Origin of the sequence: Pseudomonas sp. B33.4, assembly GCF_034555375.1 — a bacterium.
GTDB lineage: Bacteria > Pseudomonadota > Gammaproteobacteria > Pseudomonadales > Pseudomonadaceae > Aquipseudomonas.
The window spans coordinates 3,097,322-3,118,608 of record NZ_CP140706.1 but is presented as its reverse complement, the minus strand read 5'-3'; the positions used below and the strand labels follow the sequence as shown (position 1 = coordinate 3,118,608).

At 60.8% G+C, this 21,287-nt stretch carries 13 protein-coding genes; 4 read left to right on the top strand and 9 right to left on the bottom strand.

The genetic code is table 11. From position 1 onward, the window contains the following. The first annotated feature begins 201 nt into the window (after positions 1-201). The 3 genes from U6037_RS13710 to U6037_RS13700 all read left to right on the top strand — a co-directional run bounded on the left by U6037_RS13710 (position 202) and on the right by U6037_RS13700 (position 3,047). Positions 202-1,059 carry a glucose 1-dehydrogenase gene (locus tag U6037_RS13710; protein ID WP_322847142.1) on the top strand — a complete coding sequence of 286 codons (858 nt, stop codon included), beginning with the start codon at positions 202-204 and terminating at the stop codon, positions 1,057-1,059. 160 nt (positions 1,060-1,219) lie between these two features. Beyond that, positions 1,220-2,563 carry a cation:proton antiporter gene (locus U6037_RS13705; RefSeq protein WP_322847141.1) on the top strand — a complete coding sequence of 448 codons (1,344 nt, stop codon included), beginning with the start codon at positions 1,220-1,222 and terminating at the stop codon, positions 2,561-2,563. Between the two features lie 187 nt (positions 2,564-2,750). Next, positions 2,751-3,047, top strand: coding sequence for a hypothetical protein (locus tag U6037_RS13700; RefSeq protein ID WP_322847140.1), 297 nt, complete (start codon positions 2,751-2,753; stop codon positions 3,045-3,047). Between the two features lie 251 nt (positions 3,048-3,298). Here U6037_RS13700 and U6037_RS13695 read toward each other — a convergent pair whose 3' ends face one another. From U6037_RS13695 to U6037_RS13680, 4 genes are all read right to left on the bottom strand, one after another. Then, positions 3,299-3,835, bottom strand: coding sequence for a hypothetical protein (locus U6037_RS13695; protein ID WP_016983364.1), 537 nt, complete (start codon positions 3,833-3,835; stop codon positions 3,299-3,301). Between the two features lie 77 nt (positions 3,836-3,912). Continuing rightward, the gene (locus tag U6037_RS13690) at positions 3,913-5,832 is read right to left on the bottom strand and encodes a PAS domain S-box protein (protein ID WP_322847139.1); all 1,920 of its coding nucleotides are present in this window, start codon (positions 5,830-5,832) and stop codon (positions 3,913-3,915) included. A 5-nt stretch (positions 5,833-5,837) separates the two neighbouring features. Continuing rightward, the gene (locus U6037_RS13685; RefSeq protein WP_322847138.1) at positions 5,838-8,156 is read right to left on the bottom strand and encodes an ATP-dependent DNA helicase; all 2,319 of its coding nucleotides are present in this window, start codon (positions 8,154-8,156) and stop codon (positions 5,838-5,840) included. Further along, positions 8,153-9,805, bottom strand: a complete 1,653-nt coding sequence (locus U6037_RS13680; protein WP_322847137.1) for a VRR-NUC domain-containing protein — start codon at positions 9,803-9,805, stop codon at positions 8,153-8,155. Before U6037_RS13680 ends, U6037_RS13685 begins: the two co-directional genes overlap by 4 nt. A gap of 194 nt (positions 9,806-9,999) precedes the next feature. On the opposite strand from U6037_RS13680, the gene U6037_RS13675 reads away from it, so the two are divergent. Then, positions 10,000-10,224 carry a YgdI/YgdR family lipoprotein gene (locus U6037_RS13675; protein ID WP_093431342.1) on the top strand — a complete coding sequence of 75 codons (225 nt, stop codon included), beginning with the start codon at positions 10,000-10,002 and terminating at the stop codon, positions 10,222-10,224. Between the two features lie 110 nt (positions 10,225-10,334). Here the strand turns inward: U6037_RS13675 and U6037_RS13670 are convergent, their stop codons facing one another. From U6037_RS13670 to U6037_RS13650, 5 genes are all read right to left on the bottom strand, one after another. Then, positions 10,335-10,709 carry a hypothetical protein gene (locus U6037_RS13670; protein WP_322847136.1) on the bottom strand — a complete coding sequence of 125 codons (375 nt, stop codon included), beginning with the start codon at positions 10,707-10,709 and terminating at the stop codon, positions 10,335-10,337. A gap of 240 nt (positions 10,710-10,949) precedes the next feature. Further along, positions 10,950-12,803 (bottom strand): polyurethanase, encoded by a 1,854-nt coding sequence (locus tag U6037_RS13665; RefSeq protein WP_322847135.1) that lies wholly within the window; start codon positions 12,801-12,803, stop codon positions 10,950-10,952. 209 nt (positions 12,804-13,012) lie between these two features. Beyond that, positions 13,013-14,701 carry a polyurethanase gene (locus tag U6037_RS13660; RefSeq protein WP_322847134.1) on the bottom strand — a complete coding sequence of 563 codons (1,689 nt, stop codon included), beginning with the start codon at positions 14,699-14,701 and terminating at the stop codon, positions 13,013-13,015. Between the two features lie 57 nt (positions 14,702-14,758). Further along, complete coding sequence (locus tag U6037_RS13655) at positions 14,759-17,836, bottom strand: autotransporter domain-containing protein (protein WP_322847133.1); 3,078 nt, start codon at positions 17,834-17,836, stop codon at positions 14,759-14,761. A gap of 182 nt (positions 17,837-18,018) precedes the next feature. Continuing rightward, positions 18,019-20,970, bottom strand: coding sequence for an autotransporter domain-containing protein (locus U6037_RS13650; protein WP_322847132.1), 2,952 nt, complete (start codon positions 20,968-20,970; stop codon positions 18,019-18,021). Positions 20,971-21,287: the final 317 nt, after the last annotated feature.

Genomic DNA, 21,287 nt, shown 5'->3' with positions numbered 1-21,287 from the left:
ATCCCCTGTAGGAGTGAGCCTGCTCGCGATAGCGTCCTGACATTCAACATCAATGTTGACTGAAATATCGCTATCGCGAGCAGGCTCACTCCTACAGGGGATGTGTGTTCACGCAAAATCTTCGGCGTAAATCCGATCGAACTCACGGCAAACACACCGGGTCAACCGCCCATACCTGCCCTGAGACCTCGGAGACCCGCGATGACCGACTATCCAAAACCACCCTTCCCCAAACAGGCCCAAGCCGTTCCCGGTTCGCAACGCAAGATGGAGCCCTATCCCGATTGCGGTGAGCAAAGCTATGTCGGCTCCGGGCGACTGGCCGGCAAAATTGCCCTGATCACCGGCGCCGACAGCGGCATCGGCCGCGCCGTGGCGATTGCATTCGCCCGTGAAGGCGCAGACGTCGCTGTGGCCTATTTGAATGAACACGAAGACGCCAAGGAAACCGCGCGCTGGGTCGAACAGGCCGGACGTCAGTGCCTGTTGCTGCCCGGCGATATCGCGCAGAAATCCCACTGCCAGGCTTTGGTCGACAAAACTGTCGAACGCTTCGGACGCATCGATGTGCTGGTCAACAACGCCGCGTTCCAGATGACCCACGAAACCTTTGAAGAAATCCCCGACGACGAATGGGTGATGACCTTCGACGTCAACATCACCGCGATCTTCCGGCTGTGTCAGGCGGCGATCAAACACATGCGCGCCGGGTCGTCGATCATCAATACCAGCTCGATCAACTCGGATTTGCCCAAACCGACCCTGCTCGCCTACGCCACCACCAAAGGTGCGATTGCCAACTTCACCGGCGGTCTGGCGCAAATGCTCGGGCCAAAAGAGATCCGCGTGAACTGCGTGGCTCCGGGGCCGATCTGGACGCCGCTGATCGTCTCGACCATGCCCGACGAAGAAGTACAGAACTTCGGCGGCAACACCCCGCTCGGCCGCCCCGGCCAACCGGTGGAAGTGGCGCCGATCTACGTGCTGCTGGCCTCGGACGAAGCGAGTTACATCACCGGCCAGCGCTATGGCGTGACCGGCGGCAAGCCGATGCTTTGAGTCGGCGCACGGTAGGAGCTGCCGCAGGCTGCGATCTTTTGATTTCGATGTTAAAAACAAGGTCAAAGGATCGCAGCCTGCGGCAGCTCCTACAGTGGCGGCGTCAGCAGCGAATGGGTCTCGGCAGGCGGCCGTCATTAATCACTGAAGGCGGCAAATCATGAGTTTTACTGTGTGGGTTGCCGTTCTCGGTGCCGTGCTGCTGACGTTGGCACTGACTTCTTCGTATCTGCGCTGGATGCCGGTAACCACGTCAGCCGTCTGTTTGCTGCTGGGGATCGGCATCGGCCCCAGCGGCCTCGATCTGCTGAAACTGTCGTTGGAAAACGCCTCGCTGTGGATGGAGCACCTGACGGAAGTCGCGGTGCTGTTTTCCCTGTTTGTCTGCGGTTTGAAATTGCGTTTGCCCCTGCGCGACAAGCGTTGGCGGATCGCCTTTGGCCTGGCCGGGCCGGTGATGGTGCTGACCATCATCGGAGTTTGTCTGCTGCTGCACTTTGGCTTGCGCTTGCCGTGGGGGCCGTCACTGTTGATTGGCGCGATTCTGGCGCCGACCGACCCGGTGCTGGCAGCGCTGGTGCAGGTCAACGACGCCCGGGATGTCGACAGCGTGCGTTTCGGGCTCTCGGGCGAAGCGGGATTGAATGACGGCATCGCCTTCCCCTTCGTGATTCTCGGCCTGTTGTTACTACACGGTGATGGCAGCGCCGGCGAATGGCAGGGCTGGGTCTTGCGCAGTGTGTTGTGGGCGGTGCCGGCCGGGTTACTCACCGGTTACTGGATGGGCCGTGGCATTGGGCGCGTGACGCTTTCGCTACGTATCCACAATGACGACAGCACGCTCAGCCCTAATGATTATCTGGCGTTGTCGCTGATTGCCCTGGCGTATGTCGTTGCCGAGGCGATTGGCGGCTATGGCTTTCTGTCGGTGTTCGCTGCCGGGTTGGGATTGCGTCAGGTCGAAGTCAAATCCACCGGCGCCGGCCAGCCACCCGCCGAGCATCTGGTGCAACCGGTGGTCGGCCATCAGAACGTCGAACCGCAACACGCGGTGCACGGCGACACCGAACGGCTGGAAAGCAGCCAGGTTGCCGCCGGGATCATGATGGGCGACATGTTGTCGTTCGGCAGCCTTGTCGAGCGCGCCATGGAGGTGTTTCTGGTGACCCTGCTCGGCGTGGTGCTGGTGGCGCATTGGGATTGGCGGGCGTTGCTGGTGGGCGGCGTGTTGTTCTGCCTGATCCGCCCGGCCTGCGTCGCGCTGATGCCATGGGGCACGCTGCTGGAGGGACGGCAACGGCTGTTGATCGGCTGGTTTGGCATTCGCGGGATCGGTAGCCTGTTTTATCTGTTTTATGCCTTTAATCACGGGCTGACCGACACGGTGGCCACGCAATGCACCGACCTGACCTTGTCGGTGGTGGCGCTGAGCATCCTGATTCACGGGATCAGCACCCAACCGATCCTCGCTCGCTATGAACAGCACAAGAAACAAAAAACCTGATTTTTAATCCCGGTTTTTATCAACGAATTGATCGAATTTTTTTCTGTAAAAAAATGGATCTCTGCTTAATCGCCGACAGTCACAAGCATAACCCCTCGCCAGATGTGTCCGGCGGGGCCCGGCAGGTTCGGTTCCCCTGCGGCGATACGCCTATGAAACGGAATCCTTGAGGAATAAGGTCACGGTCATGAAAGAATGCTCGACTCCTGCGCAAATCAAGGCTTGCAGAGCACTGGCTCTGGAGCGCAATCGTCAATTGTTCGATAACGCCCACACCCTCAATCGAGCGGCCAATGCGCTGCTTGACGTTAAGGATCTGGACATCGAACAGTTCGAGCGTTACCGCGCACTGCGCAAGAAAGCCGATTCGATGTTTGAAGATGCGATCGACCATTTGTGCGTATTGAACGAGGATTTCCCGCCAATCCCGATGTCGTCGCAGAACTCGGTGGCGTTGCGTCGACAGCTTGAGACCGTGGAGTGAGCCAGAACAGCCCCTCACCCTAGCCCTCTCCCAGAGGGAGAGGGAACTGACCGAGGTGAATGGTTGAGGTACGCCGACTTGAAATACCGAGTCGATCGCAGATGTTGACCACGACAGCGATCGGCTCCCTTCCCCCTCTCCCCCATTGGGGGAGAGGGCTGGGGTGAGGGGGATCGATCTGAATGGCAACACAAAATCCAAGCGAATGAAAAAGCCCGGCTACCTGCGCCGGGCTTTTGCGTGAAGACCAATCATCCCCCCGGATTGGTCACCTGAATAAACACCGCATAACTCCCCAGCAACACCCAAAACGTCGCAAAGATCCAAGGCGTACGCACCGAAAACAGCAGCGACTTGCGATAGCCCTTGTGGCTTGACTCCATCTCGCTGAACAGCGGCGATTCGTCATACGCCAAGCCCATCAGCGGCTCGCTGTGCAGCAAATGGCTCTGCTTGAAATGCCAGTGATCAATGATGTCATACGCCGCACGAATGCCCGGCCAGGCATTCAGCGAGCTGAGCAACCCAAGCAGCGCCAGAAACGGCGGCACCACCAGCGTGAACAACTTGCCCCACTCCGGATTGAGGTTGGCCATGCACGAAGCAAAGGCAATCACCAGAAACGACTGCGCCGCCAGATAGGCGTCGGTGCGGTTGGCGAGGATGCTGGTTTCGTACTGGATCTCCCGCCGATAGAAATCCAGCCGTTCCTTCGGTGAGCCGAACATCTTGGCGTCGTGTTCGGTCAGGGTTTCTTCAGCAGTTGGCTCAGTCAGTATGCGAGACAAAAGACGCACGCTCCGGGGTGGGGAAAACATTTAGAAGTCCCCGTTGGCGCGCAAGTTCAGCCGGATTGACCACCGCCTCACTTCATCGATTGCGCAATGATCGCCACCAGATTCATTTGTGTGAACGGCTTGGGCAAACGTGGCAGTTGCGCGGCAAAACCTTCCAGACGCTCGGCGTAACCGGTGGCGAGGATGATCGGCAGATCCGGTTTGAGCAGACGCACCGCGTGGGCCAGTTGCGCCCCGCTCATCTGCGGCATGGCCATGTCGGTGATCATCAGGTCGATGACTTCACCCTGATCGAACAACGACAGTGCCTGCGCCCCGGACGTCGCGCTGACCACCCGATGGCCGAGGTCTTCGAGTAACAGACTGGTACTGGTCAACACCAGCGAGTCGTCATCCACCACCAGTACGCTGAGTCTTGGTACCACCACCGGTTCGGCGTGTGACAGCAGCGGCTTGCTGGTCATGCCCTCGACGGCCACCGGAATCCACAGTTCAGCCGTGGTGCCTCGAGCCTTTTCGCTCTTGAGAATGAAACGGCCTCCGAGCTGTTCAATGAAGCCATGGACCATCGACAACCCCAGTCCGGTGCCCTTGCCCAAGCCTTTGGTGGTGAAAAACGGATCTCTGGCCGACGCCAGCGTGTGCTCATCCATGCCCTCGCCGCTGTCGATCACGCTGAGGCAAACGTAACGACCTGCCGGCAGATCCGAATGACTGAGTTCAAGCACCACCTGCGGTTCAGCACTGATGCTTACCGAACCGCCGTCGGGCATGGCGTCGCGGGCGTTGGTCGCCAGGTTGAGCAAGGCCAGTTCCAACTGATTGGAGTCCGCCAGCACCGGCTCGAGATCGTCGGGAAACCGCGTGTCGATACGGATGCCCGGCCCAAGGGAGCTGCGTAGCAAGCCGGTGATGCCCTGAACCAATTGCGCGATATCCACCGATTCGGTCTTCAATTCCTGACGGCGAGCGAATGCCAGCATGCGCTGGGTCAGCGACACGCCGCGCAACGCGCCTTGGGTGGCGTTTTCCAGCAGGCGGCTGATTTTCGCATCGTCGCCGACACGTTTGTGCACGATCTCGAGGTTGCCGAGAATCACCGTCAGCAGATTATTGAAGTCATGGGCGATGCCGCCGCTGAGTTGCCCGATCGCCTGCATTTTCTGCGCCTGGAACAGCGCTTCCCGGGTTTTCTCCAGCGCCTGCTGAGCCTGATGGGCTTCGGTGATGTCGCGGGTGATCTTGGCGAAACCGAGCAACGTTCCGGTATCGCCACGAATCGCATCGACCACCACATGAGCCAGAAACCGCGTGCCGTCCTTGCGCATGCGCCAGCTCTTGTTTTCAAAGCGGCCCTCGCGGGTGGCGATTTCCAGCGCCCGTTGCGGCTCGCCGAGTTCGCGGTCTTCGGGGGTATAGAAGATCGAAAAGTGCTGACCGATGATTTCTTCCGGCAGATAGCCCTTGATCCGCTGGGCGCCCTGGTTCCAGTTGCTGACCCGGCCTTCGGGGCTGAGCATGTAGATCGCGTAATCGGTAACGCCCTGCACCAGCAAGCGGAACTGCTGTTCGCTTTGCTTGAGGGTTTCCTCGGCCATTTTGCGGTCGGTCAGGTCGCGGGTGATCTTGGCAAAGCCGAGCAATTTACCGTTTGGATCAATGATCGGATCGATCACCACGTGCGACCAGAAATTGGTGCCGTCCTTGCGCACCCGCCAGCCCTCGCCTTCGAAACGCCCTTCACGGATCGCCGTATCGAGCGCGCGTTGCGGCAGGCCGGCGGCGCGATCATCGGCGGTATAGAAGCGGGAGAAATGTTCGCCGAGGATTTCCGCTTCTTCGTAACCCTTGAAGCGTTTGGCGCCGGAGTTCCAGCTGGTGATGATGCCGTCGGGATCGATCATGTAGATCGCATAGTCGACCACCGCATCGATCAGCAGACGAAAACGCATCTCTTCGATCGCCGCGGTCTTGTTGTTTTCGCTCATCACACTCACCAGCCATTGTCATGATCGGAAGTATGCGGCAATCCGGCGAATTGGGAAGCAGCCGACTCATGATTGATTGCCCACCAACGCGGCAGCAGCTGTTTGATCCGGCTCTCGGCAAAGCGATCGTCAATCAGCATCACCACGCCACGATCCTCGCGGGTACGGATGACGCGCCCGGCGGCCTGCACCACTTTCTGCACGCCGGGGTACAGGTAGGTGTAGTCATAACCGGCGCCGAAGATGGCGGCCATGCGGTATTTGAGCTGTTCGTTGACCGGATTGAACTGCGCCAGCCCCAGTGTCGCGATGAACGCGCCAATCAGCCGCGCACCGGGCAAATCGATGCCTTCACCGAACGCACCGCCCAATACGGCAAAGCCGACGCCCTGGCTGTGTGCGGTGAACTGGTCGAGAAATGCCTGCCGCGCGCCTTCGAGCATCCCTCGCGATTGCTGCCAGAGGGTGATGTGCGGATAACGCTCAGCCAGTAACGACGCCACTTGTTGCAGATAATCGAAGCTGCTGAAAAACGCCAGGTAGTTGCCGGGGCGCTCACTGAACTGCCGCGCGATCAGTTCAACGATTGGCTCCAGCGAGGCCTGACGATGGTTGAAGCGCGTCGAGATGCGGCTGACGATCTGCACCTGCAACTGCTCGGCGCAAAACGGCGATTCGACGTCGATCCACACGGTGTCGGCGGGCGTGCCGAGCAAATCGGCGTAATAGTGGCGCGGGCTGAGCGTGGCAGAAAACAACACACTGCTGCGCGCCGCTTTCAGGCGTGGGCCAATGAACGCGGCCGGCACCACGTTGCGCAGGCACAATTGCGACAGCGGCTTTTTGCGGTCGAGGTCACGCTTGCTGATGTCGAACAGGTAATGCTCGTCGTAAAGCTCCGCGACCCGGGCGAATTGCAGCAGGTCGAAATAGAAGTTCTGCAAGGCGCTGTCGAGACCCTGCGGATGGTCATTGAGGTAATCGCCAATGGCGGCGCAACACAGCGAGATCGCTTGCAGGAGTTTTTCCGGCGCCTTGTCGTACGCCTGATACGCCGCCAATTGCGGCGCATGCAGCGCGTTCCATTCACGGTTGATCCGTTGCAGGGATTTTTTCAACGGCGCCGGTGCCGTTTTGCGCACACTGCCGAGGGTGAACTGATCAAGACTGGCGCTGTACATCTGCCGGCCACGCTCGACGAGGTTGTGCGCCTCGTCCGCCAGCACCGCGACTTTCCATTGGTTGAGCTGGGCCAGACCGAAGAGCATGGCGCTGAAGTCGAAGTAGTAGTTGTAGTCGGCGATCACCACGTCTACCCAACGGGCCATCTCCTGACTCAGGTAATACGGGCACACCGCGTGTTGCGCGGCGACCTCGCGCATGGCTGCTTGGTCGAGCAGGCGGATTCGGCTGGCCGCTTCCCGCGCGGCCGGAAGGCGATCATAAAAGCCTTGGGCCAACGGGCAGGATTCGCCGTGGCAGGCTTTGTCCGGGTGTTCGCAGGCCTTGTCGCGGGCGACCATTTCCAGCACCCGCAAGGGCAAGGCTGGCGACTGATCGAACAACACCTGACTGGCATCCAGCGCCAGTTTGCGCCCCGGTGTCTTGGCGGTGAGGAAGAACACCTTGTCCAGTTGCTGTGGCGCCAGGGCTTTGAGCATCGGGAACAGTGTGCCGAGGGTTTTGCCGATGCCGGTCGGCGCCTGGGCCATCAGACAGCGGCCGGTGCTGACGGCCTTGAACACCGACTCGGCCAGATGCCGCTGACCGGGGCGAAAATCCGCGTGGGGAAACGTCAGTTGTTGCGCGGCCAGATTGCGCGCCTCGCGATGGGCCATTTCCTGTTCGGCCCATTGCAGGAACAGCGTGCATTGCTGTTCGAAAAAAGCTTGCAACGCATCTGCACTGAACGCTTCGACCAGACAGGTCTCTTTTTCGCTGACGATATCGAAATACACCAGCGCCAGATTGATCTGCTCAAGGTCGAGTTTGCGACACATCAGCCAGCCATAGATCTTCGCCTGCGCCCAATGCAACTGGCGGTGATTGGCCGGTTGTTTGCTCAGGTCGCCCCGGTAGGTTTTGACCTCTTCCAGGCAGTTTTGCGCCGGGTCATAGCCATCCGCCCTGCCCTTGACCTTCAATTGCAGAAACTCGCCTTCCAGCGCCACTTCGCTTTGATATTTCTCGTTGCGCCGCGAGGCTACGGTGCGGTGGCCGGCGATACCCTCCAGCGCCGTGGGTGATGGGGTGAAGCGCAGGTCGAGGTCGCCAGTCTTGGCGGTGAACTCGCACAGTGCGCGCACGGCAATGCTGTAGCTCAAGCGATCTGCTCCGCCCATTGCACGTAACACACGGCCACTGGCATCTGGTGTTGATGGCAGAACTCCAGCCAGCGCAACTGGTTGTCCTGCAGGCGATCGCCGGGGCCTTTCACTTCAATCATTCGGTAGGTTTTGTGCTGCGGCCAGAACTGGATCAGGTCGGGCATGCCGGCTCGGTTGGCCTTGATGTCGAGCAGCAAGCGGTTGAACCAGTGTTTGAGGTGTTCGGCGGGGAGACAGGCCAGTGCCTGCTCCAGCAGCTCTTGATTCAATGCGCCCCAAAACACGAATGGCGACTGGATGCCCCACTTGTCGATGAAGCGCTGGCGAATGGTCGCGGCATAGCGTTCGTCATCGAGTTCACTCAGGCACGCCTGAAACAGCTCGGCGCGGCGGTGCTGGAAATCTTCGTTGAGCAGGTCCACCGGGCCACGCTGGAACGGGTGAAAGAACGCACCGGGCAACGGCGCGAAAATCGCCGGCCAGCACAACAGGCCGAACAGCGAGTTGATCAGGCTGTTTTCCACGTAATGCACCGGGCCATCGTCATCGTGCAGATGCGCCTGCACGTAAAACTCCACGGACAAGGCTGGGTCGGTGCGCGGCAATTGCAGATCCAGCCGCTCGACCGGTTTCGCCGATGTGCGCTTGAGCGGCGGGCCGCCGAGTTTGCGCCGCACCCTTGGCAGAATCCGTTGCAGACCTTGCTGCTCGGCGGCGCTTTCGGGTGCCTGTTCGGCGAGTGTGCCGAGTTCCAGTGCCAGTGCGTATTCACCGCTGCGCTCCAGCACGCGAATCATGCGCAAACGCGCGCCGGGATAGGCGCAGTCACGGTAAATGCTCAGGGCCAGGGCAAATTCGCTGATGCGCTCGCAGTACTGGCCGATCTGAAACAGCACTTTGCCGCGCCGACGTTGCAGCCACGGGTTGTCGAAGTGCAACGTACTGACCTGCTCGACGATGGTGTCCAGTGGTTCGCCGGCCTCGAAGCGCATTTGGCAGTGGTGCAGGAACAGACAGGCGTCGACGTCTTCACGGCTGCGCAGACCTCGCGAGTCCGCGCAGAATTCGACTTTTTCATAGGTAAAGATGCCCAGGTCGGCGAGGACGAATTCCGACCAGTCCTGATACAGGTTGCCGAAGAACATCAGCCGCAAGCGGTCGCACAGGTCCATGAGGGTCAGGCTGAACAACCGGTCTTGCAGCAGCGGTGCCCAATCGCGCAGGCTGCGCAACTCGTTGAACTGCTCGGCCAGCAGCGGCAGCCAGTCATCCTTGCGCCCCTTGGGCTGTTCGATGGCGGCGCCGAAGGCTTGCAGAAGCTCGGCCTTGAGCAGCACGTCGAACAACTCGGCGAGGGTCAGCGGCGCGTGTTCGTCGATCCAGCCACGTTCCAGCAAGGGCTGCGCGGCCTCGGCGATGTCGCCGATTTCAAGGTAGTTGAGTTTGCCGGCCCGAAAATGCACACCCTTGCGCATCACCATCCGCACCAGCAAACCCTGCGATGCACGGGGCAAGGCCTTGAAGTCATGGATAAAGGCGTGTTCCGTTTCGCTCATCACATCGGCATAGCGAAGCTCAAGCCAATCAAGCACTTGCCGGAAGTTGTTAAGGTAATAGAACGGATCGTCGAGGGGATTGGCAGTCACGGGAATTCAGGGCCATGGCGAACGAGTACTGGTTATGCGTACAGATACCAGCTGTGCCCTGCCCGGTGCAAACGGAAAATGATCAATGGCATTTTTTCGCCGGGCCATCGAACTTTTCTCACGGAGATAGCACCAACCGCGTTAGAAGGCCGACAATGCTCGGCATCACATCGAATGAGGATTTAGAGGTGGGTATGAAAATCAAATCACTGGGCATCCCTTTCGCCATCGCCGCCGCACTGGCGCTGGCCGGTTGCTCGACGCCGACAGTGGTCACCCTGCAGAACGGCACCCAGTATCTGACCAAGGACATGCCGAAGACCAAAACCAAGGACGGCTTCTATGAGTTCGAGGATATTTCCGGGGCCAAGGTGAAGGTCCGCGCTGATGAAGTGGCGACCGTTCGCGAAGAAGACTGACACCCCGCGATACGTGTAGGAGCTGCCGAAGGCTGCGATCTTTTGATCCGGATCTGAAAATCAAAAGCAGAAGATCGCAGCCTGCGGCAGCTCCTACAGGGATATTTGTATTATTCGAAAGTCGGCATGCCCGGGAGGCTGCCGTCGCACGGCATGTACGTGCCGCCCCGCTTGACCACTTCACCCTGCAAACGCCGGCAGCGTTCCAGATCCTGCTGCGTCATGCGATCGATGCTCAGATTGCCGGTGGTTTGCGGCTGTTTACCGTCACCCAGGCGCAAGGTCACGAACGGTTGTTCGGGCTGGATCTGAAAGCGGCTCTTCTCTTCTACCGGTTCGACCACCTCGGTTTTCGCCGGGCTCGGCAGTTGGTCGATGGTGATGCCATAACGGCTCAGAATCGAACTTTGAGGCAGATCGGCGCAGACATTGGCCGAACACAGCGCCAGTGCAACGAACCCGACATACCCCTTGAAACCTTTCACGTTTGAATCTCCTGTACTCAATGGCGGCTAGCTATAGAACGTGTGCGCACGTGCTGGCTTTAGGCCGCATTTCCTGTTTTGCAGGGGTTTGAGTCAGGTCGTGGCCATCGAGTCACTTTTGAAACCGAGTTATCGTTCTTCGCGAGCAAGCTCGCTCCCACACTGGATCTGTGTCGTTCACAAATCCCCTGTGGGAGCGAGCTTGCTCGCGAAAGGGCCCTTAAAGGCGCCGCATCAACATCAGGCGATCACCACACCATCAGCACTCAAGCTGTTCAGCGACACCCCGACCAACGTCACCGAATCGTTGCCAAACGTCAGCACCGTATCCTGCCCGACAGTCGCAGCATGGGCACGGAAATCCTCCGCCGGCAAAACACCCTGCACACCGAGAAACACCAGTTTGTCGTTGGCGGTAAAACCAACTACCCGATCCTGCCCAAACGCGCCGTTGAACAGAAACGTATCCGCCCCGCCCCCCGACTCCATCAGGTCGTTACCGGCACCGCCAACAAACACGTCATTGCCCGCGCCACCGATCAGGTGATCGTTGCCGTCCAGCCCGAACAACCAGTCGCCACCGGCATGCGCCTTCAGCGTGTCGGCGCCATTGGTGCCTTTGACGCTGGAGTCGTACGCCGTGACGTTGTTGCCGACCTTCAAACCGCTGGCCGTGACGCTGTGGGTCACATCATCCTTGAACAGGCCCCAGAGAAACCCCGGTTCCTTGGTGACGATACTGCCGATGTCGCGGGTGATGCTGATCCCGCCGTTGGCATCGCGCACGTACAAGTTGCCGGCGCCGTCATTGGCGAAGTCGAAGCTCTTCACTGCGCTTTGCAGATCGAGGGTGTTGCTGCCCTGCCCGCCAAGGATGACGTTGTAGCCGCCGCTATCGCGGAAGGTGTCGTTGCCGGCGCGCCCCTCCAGATAATCGTTGCCGCTGCCGCCCTGGATCAGATCGTTGGCGTCACTGCCGATGATGAACGTGCTGCCCTTGTGGGTTTCGGCGTTGCGGTTGAGGTCCTGCACCCAGGTGTTGGCCCGCGCCGGGTCCGAGAGGTTGGCGACGATGATCGTCGAGTCGCGACTGGTCAGGTCGTAGAATTTTGAGTCGATCACCCGGTTCATGCCGTCGCCATACGCGGTCGGCAAGTGCGAGATCCAGGTGGGAATGTTGAGGATCGAGTACGGCAGCAGATTCCACGCGGTCGAGGCGTAGTGATCGTTGAAGCTGACGATGTTGTCGGTGGCCGACTCTTTCGGCGCATCGTGCACACCGATGGAGGCGCCAGTGAAGGTCGAGCCGTCGAGGGCGCGGAACACCGGGTCGTTTTCATAGCCGACGTTGAGCACTTTGTCGGTGCTGCTCTGGGTCGGCGAGGCGTAGGCAATGTAATTGGAATCGGCAAAGAAACCGCCCCACTTGCCGCCACTCAAGTCCGCCATGCTGTTGACCGCCAGGCCGCCGAGGCTGTGCCCACTGACCAGTACGTCCTTGCCGCTGAGGCCGTTGGCCTGGGCAAACGCCACCACATCATTGAGCAGATTGCCGAAGGCTTCGCCGACGTAGTTCTTGGCGTAATCCTTGGGGCCGAAGGCCGCGAGCAGGTCATTGATCACGTCGCCAATGGAGTCGAGGATCAGGTTTTCCCGCGGGCCGCTGGTGCCGCGAAAGGCAATGCCGAGTTCCGTGAGATGGCCTTGGGCGTCGTACTTGCCAAGGATTTCCACTTGCGCGGTGGTGTAACCGGCCTTCTCGCCGAAGAAGGTTCCTCGCGCATCGGTCTTGCCGTCGTAGCCCAATTGCGAGGCGGTGATCGGCGTCCAACCGGCTTTTTTCACGGCGTCGAGGGCGAGTTTTTCCGAGTCGGGGTTCCACGGAATGCCGGGGATGACGCCTTGGGAGTCGGTGCCACCGAGCAGCGCCGTGACCAGCGTAGCGGGCAGGCCGAGGCCGAATCCGTTGTGCTGATAACCGGCGGCAAAGCCGTTATCGAGGTTGTGATAGGAATACAGCGTGATCGCCATGGCATCGCTGAACAACGCCTTGGAATCGGCTGTGCCGAAGTTCTTGTAGTCATACACACCCATTGCTATTGCCTCTCTCTTGTTGGAATTGTTAGAGATAGCTCACAGCCAGGGCGCCCCACGGGGACGCCCCGGAGCATTTCGATACAACACTTCTTTAACGCGACCTTTGTAGGAGCTGCCGAAGGCTGCGATCTTTTGACTTTGCTCTTAAAAGCAAGATCAAAAGATCGCAGCCTCGTTTCACTCGACAGCTCCTACAGGATTACTGTTTAGGCGAACACGAACGCCGAGTCCGACAGGTTAGCCACTCCCACCCCGATCAGGGTCACGGCATAGTCGCCAATCTTCAGCACGGTATCGTTGCCGGTCTGCGACGCGTGCTGCTTGTAGTCGTAGCCCTGCCCCGCGCCTTCGACGCCCATGAACACCAGTTTGTCGCTGCCCTGATAGCCGTTGATGGCATCGAAACCGAACGCGCCGCTGAACAGGAACGTGTTGTTGCCACCCACCGCCGTCATCACGTCGTTACCGGCGCCGCCGACGAAGGTCACATGGCCCTTGTCGCTGATCAGCTTGTCATCGCCACCGAGGCCGAATAGCCAGTCACCGTCAGCCGAGGCGTGCAGCGCATTGCCGTAGCCATCGCCGCTGAGCGAGTGGTTGTACTGGGTCAGCTCGCTGCCGTTGGTCAAACCCTTGGCGGTGACACCCCAAGTGATTTCCTTGCTGCCCCACCACGAACCCGATTCCTTGCTCACCAGCGCGCCGATGTCGCGGGTCATGCTGATGCCGCCGTAAGCGTCGCGCACGTACAGCGTGCCGTCACCGTCGTTGGCGAAGCTGAAGTTCTGCAGCGGTTTCTGCAGTTCGAAGGTGTTGTGGCCCTGGCCACCGAGCAGGATGTTGTAGCCGCCGTCATCACGGAAACGGTCATCGCCGCCCAGGCCTTCAAGGAAGTCATTGCCCGCGCCGCCCTTGAGCCAGTCGCTGCTCTGGGTGCCGATGATGAACGTGCTGCCGGTGTGCGGCTCGCCGCTGCGACCGAGATCCTCAACCCAGGTCTTGCCGCGAGACGCTTCTTCCAGATTGGAGACGATGATCGTCGAGTCTTTATGCGTCAGGTTGTAGAACCTGGAATCGATCACCCGATTCAAGCCATCGGCATACCCCAGCGAGCTGTGGGCCGACCAGTTCAGCGGATTGACGATGCTGAACGGCACCAGGTTCTGCGCGGTGGAAGCGTAGTTGTCGTTGAAGTTGACGATGTTGTCGGTGGTCGAATCGTGGGGCTTGTCGTGCTTGCCCATCGACGCGCTGCTGAACGTGGTGCCGTCGAGCACGCGGAACACCGGGTCGTTCTCGAAACCGATGTTCAGCACGTTATTGCCGGTGCTGCTCTGGGTTGGCGAGGCGAAGGTGATGTAGTTGGCGTCCTTGAAGAAGCCGCCCCAGTTGCTCGCGCTCAACTCGGCCACGCTGTTGACGCCGAGCCCGCCGAGGCTATGGCCGCTGAGCAGCACGTCCTTGGCACCGATGCCGTTGGCAATGGCGAACGCGGCGACAGCCTTGAGCAGATTGTCGAAAGCGTTTTTCGCGTAGTTGCTCGCGTAATCCGAAGGCCCGATGGCGGCCAGCAGGTTGTTTTTCAGGTCGCCGAAAGTATCGCTGTAACCCAGCCCGCCGGTGCCGCGAAAGGCCACGCCGATGCCAATCAACTTGCCGGCAGCGTCGTATTTGCCGAGCACTTCGGCTTCGGCGCTGGTGAAGCCGTCCTTCTCGCCAAAGAACGTGCCTTGTGGCCCGACCTTGCCCTGATAGCCCAACGCCGTCGCCGTGACCGGCGCCCAAGCGGTGGCCGGCAACGGTTTGCCGGTCGGCGTGTAGGCATACAGCGTCAGTGCGATGGCGTCGCTGTACAAGGATTTGCCATCGGCATTTTTATAATCGAACAGTCCCATGTTGTGCTCTCTCTTCCTTCAAAAACCGGCAGCTCTCCCAAGAGCTGCCGGTACACCTTAGAACTGCCAGTCGAGGGTCAGACCCACACCGTGGTCCTTCTCGTTCGAGCCGATCAGTCCGTTGTAATCCAGGTTCACCCGCACATCGCGGTTGAGCGCCAGACCCGCCCGCACGCCGACCACCGCAGCGTCGCGATCCATCGACACGCCCTGCACGGTGAACGCGCTGTTGCCGTTGGCGAAGGCCAGGTGGCTGTCGGCATCAACGTTGTTCAGGTTGTGCTGCCAGCCGAGGCTCGCGCCCAGCTCAAGCTGATGCTGATCCGACAGGGCGAACGAACGCTTGGCGCGCACACCGAGGGTCGACAGCACCACATCGCGATTGTCCTCACCGCCCTTCAGCGCTGCCGCATCACCTTTTTCGGTGAAGCTTTCAGTGTTGAGGTGCACGTAGGACAGATTGGCGAACGGCTCCAGATTCATCGGTTGCAGGCCCAGATCATAAGCGGCCTCGGTGAATACTTGAGTGGTTGCGGCATCATGCTTGGTCTTTTGTTTACCGCTGACGTCCCCAAACTGCAGGTCACGTTTGACGTCGACACGGTGCCAGCTGTACGCGCCACCGACGGTCAGACGCAGCGCATCGATCTGATGCCCCAGGTACGCACCCAAGTGGTAGCTGTCGACCGACGCCGACGAATGCGTGCCGCTGCCCATGCTCAACGAACTGTCGCTATAACCGGTAACGAAACCCAGACGGGTATCTTCAGCGATCAGGCCATCGACACCGGCCAGCAAGCCACCGATGGAGCTGTTGGAGTCGGCATTGTCATGCCCGCCATCGCTCTCGCCCCACGAACCCAACACCTTGACCCAGGCGTTGCTGCGGTCATCGGTTGGAGCGCCGGCATTGAACAGATCACGCTCGCGCAGACGCTCGCCCACCGCTTCACGCAGGTAACGGCTGTCGTTGATCAGCATTGTGCCAATGGCCGGGTGGATTTCGCCGGACAATTGCTGGAAGGCTTGCTGCGCCGACGCCGCATTCGGCGACAGCAACAGGGTTTCGAACAGCGCATTGCCAGCGCCCAGCCGTTCAGCCGCAGCGCCCACGGCGCGTTGATTCGGCGTCAGACCGACGCTGGCGAACGAGGCGTCGTTACGCCCGACCGCCAATTGGATGCCATTCGCCGAGTACGCCAGCGTGCCGCCGAGGAACGCGTAATCCGGCAACACCTGACCGAAACGCCCTTCAATGCCGCCCGCCGCTTGCAGGATGTTGTACTGAGTGCCGAGCAGGCTTTGCACTTCGTTGGTGGTCAGCAATGTCGGGCTGTTTTCCAGCGACATGCTCACAGTGGCGCCTTCAATCACGGCTTTGCCCGTGGCGATGATCTGATCGCTGCTGGGCGGCGACAGCTCTACCGCGTAGGTCGAACCCGGTGCAAACGTCACGTCACCGGCCACATTCAGGGTGCCGATGGAGTTACCTGGCGCGACCGTACCGCCGCTGTTCACCGACAGCGCGCCGATATGGCCATTGCCGCCGAGGATACCGCCGTCATTCACCGTCACCGCCGATTGCAGCGAGCCGTTGATGGCCAGCCGTCCCTGATTGACCAGGGTCGGGCCGCTGTAAGTGTTGTTGCCGGTCAGCACCAGGGTGCCGATACCTTGCTTGGTCAAACCGCCGTGACCGGAAATGTCGTTGCGCCAGGTATCGAGGCCGCAGGTGATGTCGGTGCACACGCGCTCGGTCGGTTTGCCCTGATCGATGATCGCGCCGATGCCCGGCAGATCCGCGACAAACTGGCCGGAACCGTAAGCGCCGTCGATGCGGAATTCCGCCGGAATGTCCTGCTCGGTGACGAACATCGACGGGCCGTCGATGCCCTTGCGCAGGTTGATCATGCCCCAGCCGTACAAGGCGTCGATGCCCGGTGCGCCGAGGTCGGTGGCCGTGGTGCGCAAGACCGTGGCGACTTGGTCGCCCGTCATGTACGGGAAGCGCTCCATCAGCACGGCCATGGAACCGGCGACGTGCGGCGCGGCCATCGAGGTGCCGTTGTAATTCTTGTAGCTGGTGGTGAGGTTGTCGGCGTTGGTGCCTTCAATGATCGCGCTGAAGATTTTCGTGCCCGGCGCCGAGACGCAGAAGCTCGCGGTGTAGCCGCAACGCGAAGAGAACGTACTCATGATGTACGGGTTGGCGCTGGCCAGGTCCGGGTTCTGCTGCAACGCGGCGACGGTGATCCAGTTCGGCGCGATGTCCGGAACGAAATAGCCGAGGCCGGCGATGGCGTCCGGGTTGTTGAGGTTGTAGTCGTTACCGGCGGCGAAGATCGTGACGATGCCGCTGCGCGCGGCGGCAATTGCGCCGTCATAGGCGCCGCCCGGTTTGGTGCCGAGCAGTGTGCGGATTTCGTTGAACTGCAACTGCGCGTCATTGACGGTGAAATGCGGGTACGCCGGATCGCGGCCGCCGAGGTCGAAGCGGTCAGTGATGCCGATGCCCCAACTGTTGTTGATGATCCGCGCGCCGCTGGCGATCAGTGCATCCCAACCGGCCTTGTACACCGCGCCGTCGTTGCCGCGAACAATGCCGTCCTCCGGGCCCGGGTCGCCGTTGTCGGCGCTGATGATCTGCGCACCGAACGCCACGCCGTGCATCGGCCCGCCGTCGCGACTGCCGGCGGCGATACCGCCGACGTGGGTGCCGTGGGCGCCGAGTTTGCCGTCGGAGCCGACCGAGGGCGAACCGTCATAGCGGAACGCATCGCCGGCTTTGACCGGGATGTACGGGTCGGTGTATTCGCGGATCCCGCTGGTGACCAGGGTGACGACTTTATTGCTGCCGGAAAACTCCGGGTGAGCGGCATACACCGGCTGATCAAAGATCCCCAGTTTCACGCCTTTGCCGGTGTAACCGGCGGCGTAAGCGTGATCGGCACCGATCGCGCCCAGACCCCAATCGGCCTGAAACTCGGTACTACGCCAACTCGATGGATCGCCCGTGCGACCGCTCTCCACATAGGGTGCCGCATGAGCTGTGCCGATGGCACAGAGCACGGCGAGCGTGAGGGTTTTCAGGGCAAAGCGGCCTCCCGTTTGCGCGGGGGTATTGTTGTTATTCATCCAGCGACCTTCCTTAGTGATGTTGCGAAAAATCCGTCTCTTCAGCTGTAAACACGCTGCACGCTGGTGTTCACATAACCTGTAGGAGCTGCCGCAGGCTGCGATCTTTGCCTTTGCTTTTTAAAGGCAAGATCAAAAGATCGCAGCCTGCGGCAGCTCCTACAGGGACCGGGTTATCTTGCTTAAAACTGCCAGTTCAGGCTCAAGCCAACGCCATGAAGCTTCTCGCGACTGGCCAGTTGTCCGTTGTAATCAAGGTTCACCCGTACGTCTTTGCTCAACGCCAGGCTGGCCTGCACGCCAACCAGCGCTGCATCGCGCACCAGCGCGGAACTCTCCACCGTGTACGGCGTGCCACCACTGGCAAAGCGCAGATGCTGCTCGGAATCGATGTCGCTCAGGCTGTGCTGCCAGCCGAGGTGGCCGCTGACGTCGAGTGATTGCGCAGGCGAAAGATTGAAGGTCTTGATCGCCCGCACGCCGAGGGTGCTCAGCACCGCGTCACGTTGATCGCCCGAGCTTTTCAGCGCGGCCGCGTCGCCCTTCTCGGTCAACCCTTCCGTGTCCAGATGCACGTAGGCCAGGTTGGCGAACGGCTCCAGCGCCAATGGTTGCAGGTGCAAGCGATAAGCCGCCTCGCCGAACGCTTGCGTGGTCGCCGCGTCGACCTTGGCTTTCTGCTTGGCGCTGACGTCACCGTATTGCAGATCGCGCTTCACGTCGGCGCGATGCCAGCTGTACGCCGCGCCCGTGCTCAAGCGCCACGCGCCGATTTCACGGCCGGCGTACGCGCCCAGGTGATAGCTGTCGACTTTGGCCGAGGAATGCGTCCCCGAACCCATGCTCAGCGAACTGTCGCTGTAACCGGTGACCAGACCGATGCGCGTCTGCTCATCCAGCGCGCCATCGACACCGGCCAGCAGACCGCCAATCGAAGTGCTGTAGCCTGCGGTGTCGTGGCTCGAATCGGTCGTGCCCCACGCGCCGAGGGCTTTGATCCAGCCATTGATTTGCGCAGCATTGGTATCGTGCAGACGCTCGCCCACTGCATCACGCAACTGGCGGCTGTCATTGATCAGCATCGAACTCAACGCCGGGTAGACTTCGCCGCTCAACTGCTGGAACGCTTGTTGCGCGGAAGCCGCGTCAGGTGAACGCAACAGGCTTTCGTACACCGAATTGCCCGCGCCCAGGCCTTCGACGGCGGCAGCCACCGAGCGTTGATTAGGCGTCTGGCCGACGCTGGCAAAAGTCGTCGCGTTGCGCTCGATATCCAGTTGAATGCCGTTGGCGGCGTAGTCGAGGCTGCCGCCGATAAACAGGTAATTCGGCAGCACAGCTGCGAACTGGCCCTGAATGCCGCCGACCGCTTGCAGGATGTCGTACTGGCGCCCGAGCAGGCTTTGCGCCTCGGTGGTGCTGAGCAGCGTCGGACTGTTTTCCAGCGACAGGCTGACGGTGGCGCCGCTGATGTTGGCGGTGCCGCCGGCAACGATGCGGTCGCTGCTGGTGGGTGACAGTTCAACGGCGTAGGTCGAGCCCGGCGCGAAGTTCACATCGCCAGCCACATTCAAGGTGCCGATGGAATTGCCCGGCGCCACGCGAGCGCCGCTGTTGGCGGTCAACGCGCCGATTCGCCCGGAACCGCCGAGGGTGCCGCCGTCGTTCACCGTGACAGCGGAAGTCAGCGAACCGTTGACCGTGAGCAAGCCGCCATTGACCGTCGTCGCACCGCGATAGGTGTTGTCGCCGGTGAGGATCAACTGGCCGCCGCCGGACTTGATCAGGCTGCCTTGGTAAAGCCGATTCGCCGCCGCTGCATCACGAGCAGTGCCGACCGCGTAATCGGTCTGATCCTGTTGGCTGGCGCCTGCGGCAACGCCGTTCTGCCAGCCCTTGTCTTGCAGGGTTTGCTGCCAGGCAGTGTGCTCGGCGAGGTCTTCGCTTTGGCGTTGAATCAGTGCCTTGTCGGAGATGTCATTGCTCCAGACATCGCGCTGCCCTGCCGCCAGAGTGGCATCAAACGCGCCGAGCAATTGCCCGGGCCCGCGCATCGCCCGGTCGAGATTGGCCACGCCCCAGCCGACACGTTCGGTCGGCGCATCGGTGACCGAGCCATCCAGTTGCGTGGCGGTGGTCAGCAGCACTTCGAGGGCCTGCTGATTGTTCATGTACGGGTAGCGTTCCATCACCAGTGCCAGTGCACCGGTCGCATGCGGTGCAGACATCGAGGTGCCGGACTTGATCGCGTAACCGCCACCGGGAATGGTGCTGTCGATCTTCGCCCCCGGCGTGGTGATGCACCAGTATTTGGCGAGGCCGCACTGGTTGTACTTTTGCTGATTGCTTTGATCGAGCCCCGAAACCGCCAGCCAGTTGCCTTCCAGATCCGGCTGAAAATAAGGCAGCGCCGAACGCACGCTGGCATTCGGATAACCGCTGTTGCCGGCGCTGAACACATTGATCACGCCGCGCCGGGAAACATCCGCTGCCGCGTCGAGCCACGTGCCTTTGTTCCAGTGCTGGGCGTAAGCGGCGTGCAGATCGGCCAGGGTGCGGTAGCTGACATCCGGCGGCTGGCTGCCCCAGCTGTTGTTGATCGCGCGTACGCCGGCATCGGCCAAGGCGTCATATACCGCTTTGAAATAGCGCGGGTCGGGGTTGGGGCCGAACAGAAAGCTGTCGTTCTTGTTGGTGTTGCCGACGTAGATCTGCGCGTTGTACGCCACGCCGTGCATGCCGCCGCCATCGCGCGAGGCGCCCATGGTGCCGACCACGTGAGTGCCGTGGGAGTCGTTGTTGGGATTGAGGGTGCCGTCGACGTTGAACGGCGAGCCGTCAATGTAGCTGCCGCTGGCCAGTACCGGGTGATAACGGTCGCTGGCAAATTCCGGGTGGGCGGCATCGAAACCGGAGTCGAGGGCGCCGATTTTCACGCCTTGGCCGGTGATGCCGGCGGCGTAGGCTTGCTCGGCCTGCATGCGGTTCAGGCCCCAGTCGCGGAGAAATTCAGCGCTGCGCCAACTGGCGGGATCGCCGGGTTGGCCGGCTTCGAGGTACTCGGCCTGAGCCTGGGTTGCAGAAATCACAAGCAGCAGGGTGCCGACCGAAATCGGCTTGATGCGTACGTCCATGTTCACCACTCACTTTTATTGTTTTATGCAGGTTCTTCTGCGGTGTTGCCTGTTCCCCTCACCCCAGCCCTCTCCCCGAGGAGAGGGAGCTGACCGCGGTGTCTTGCGTCATTCATCGACCTGAAAAAACGGGTCGATTATGGATTCGGTAAAGCATTGCCCCTCACCCCAGCCCTCTCCCTGAGGGAGAGGGGGCTGACCGAGGTGTTTTACGTCATACGTCGACCTGGAAAACCGGGTCGATCGTGGATTCGGTGCCGCTCGATCAGGTCGGCGTACTTCTCGAATATCCCCGGATCGGTCCCCTCTCCCCCTGG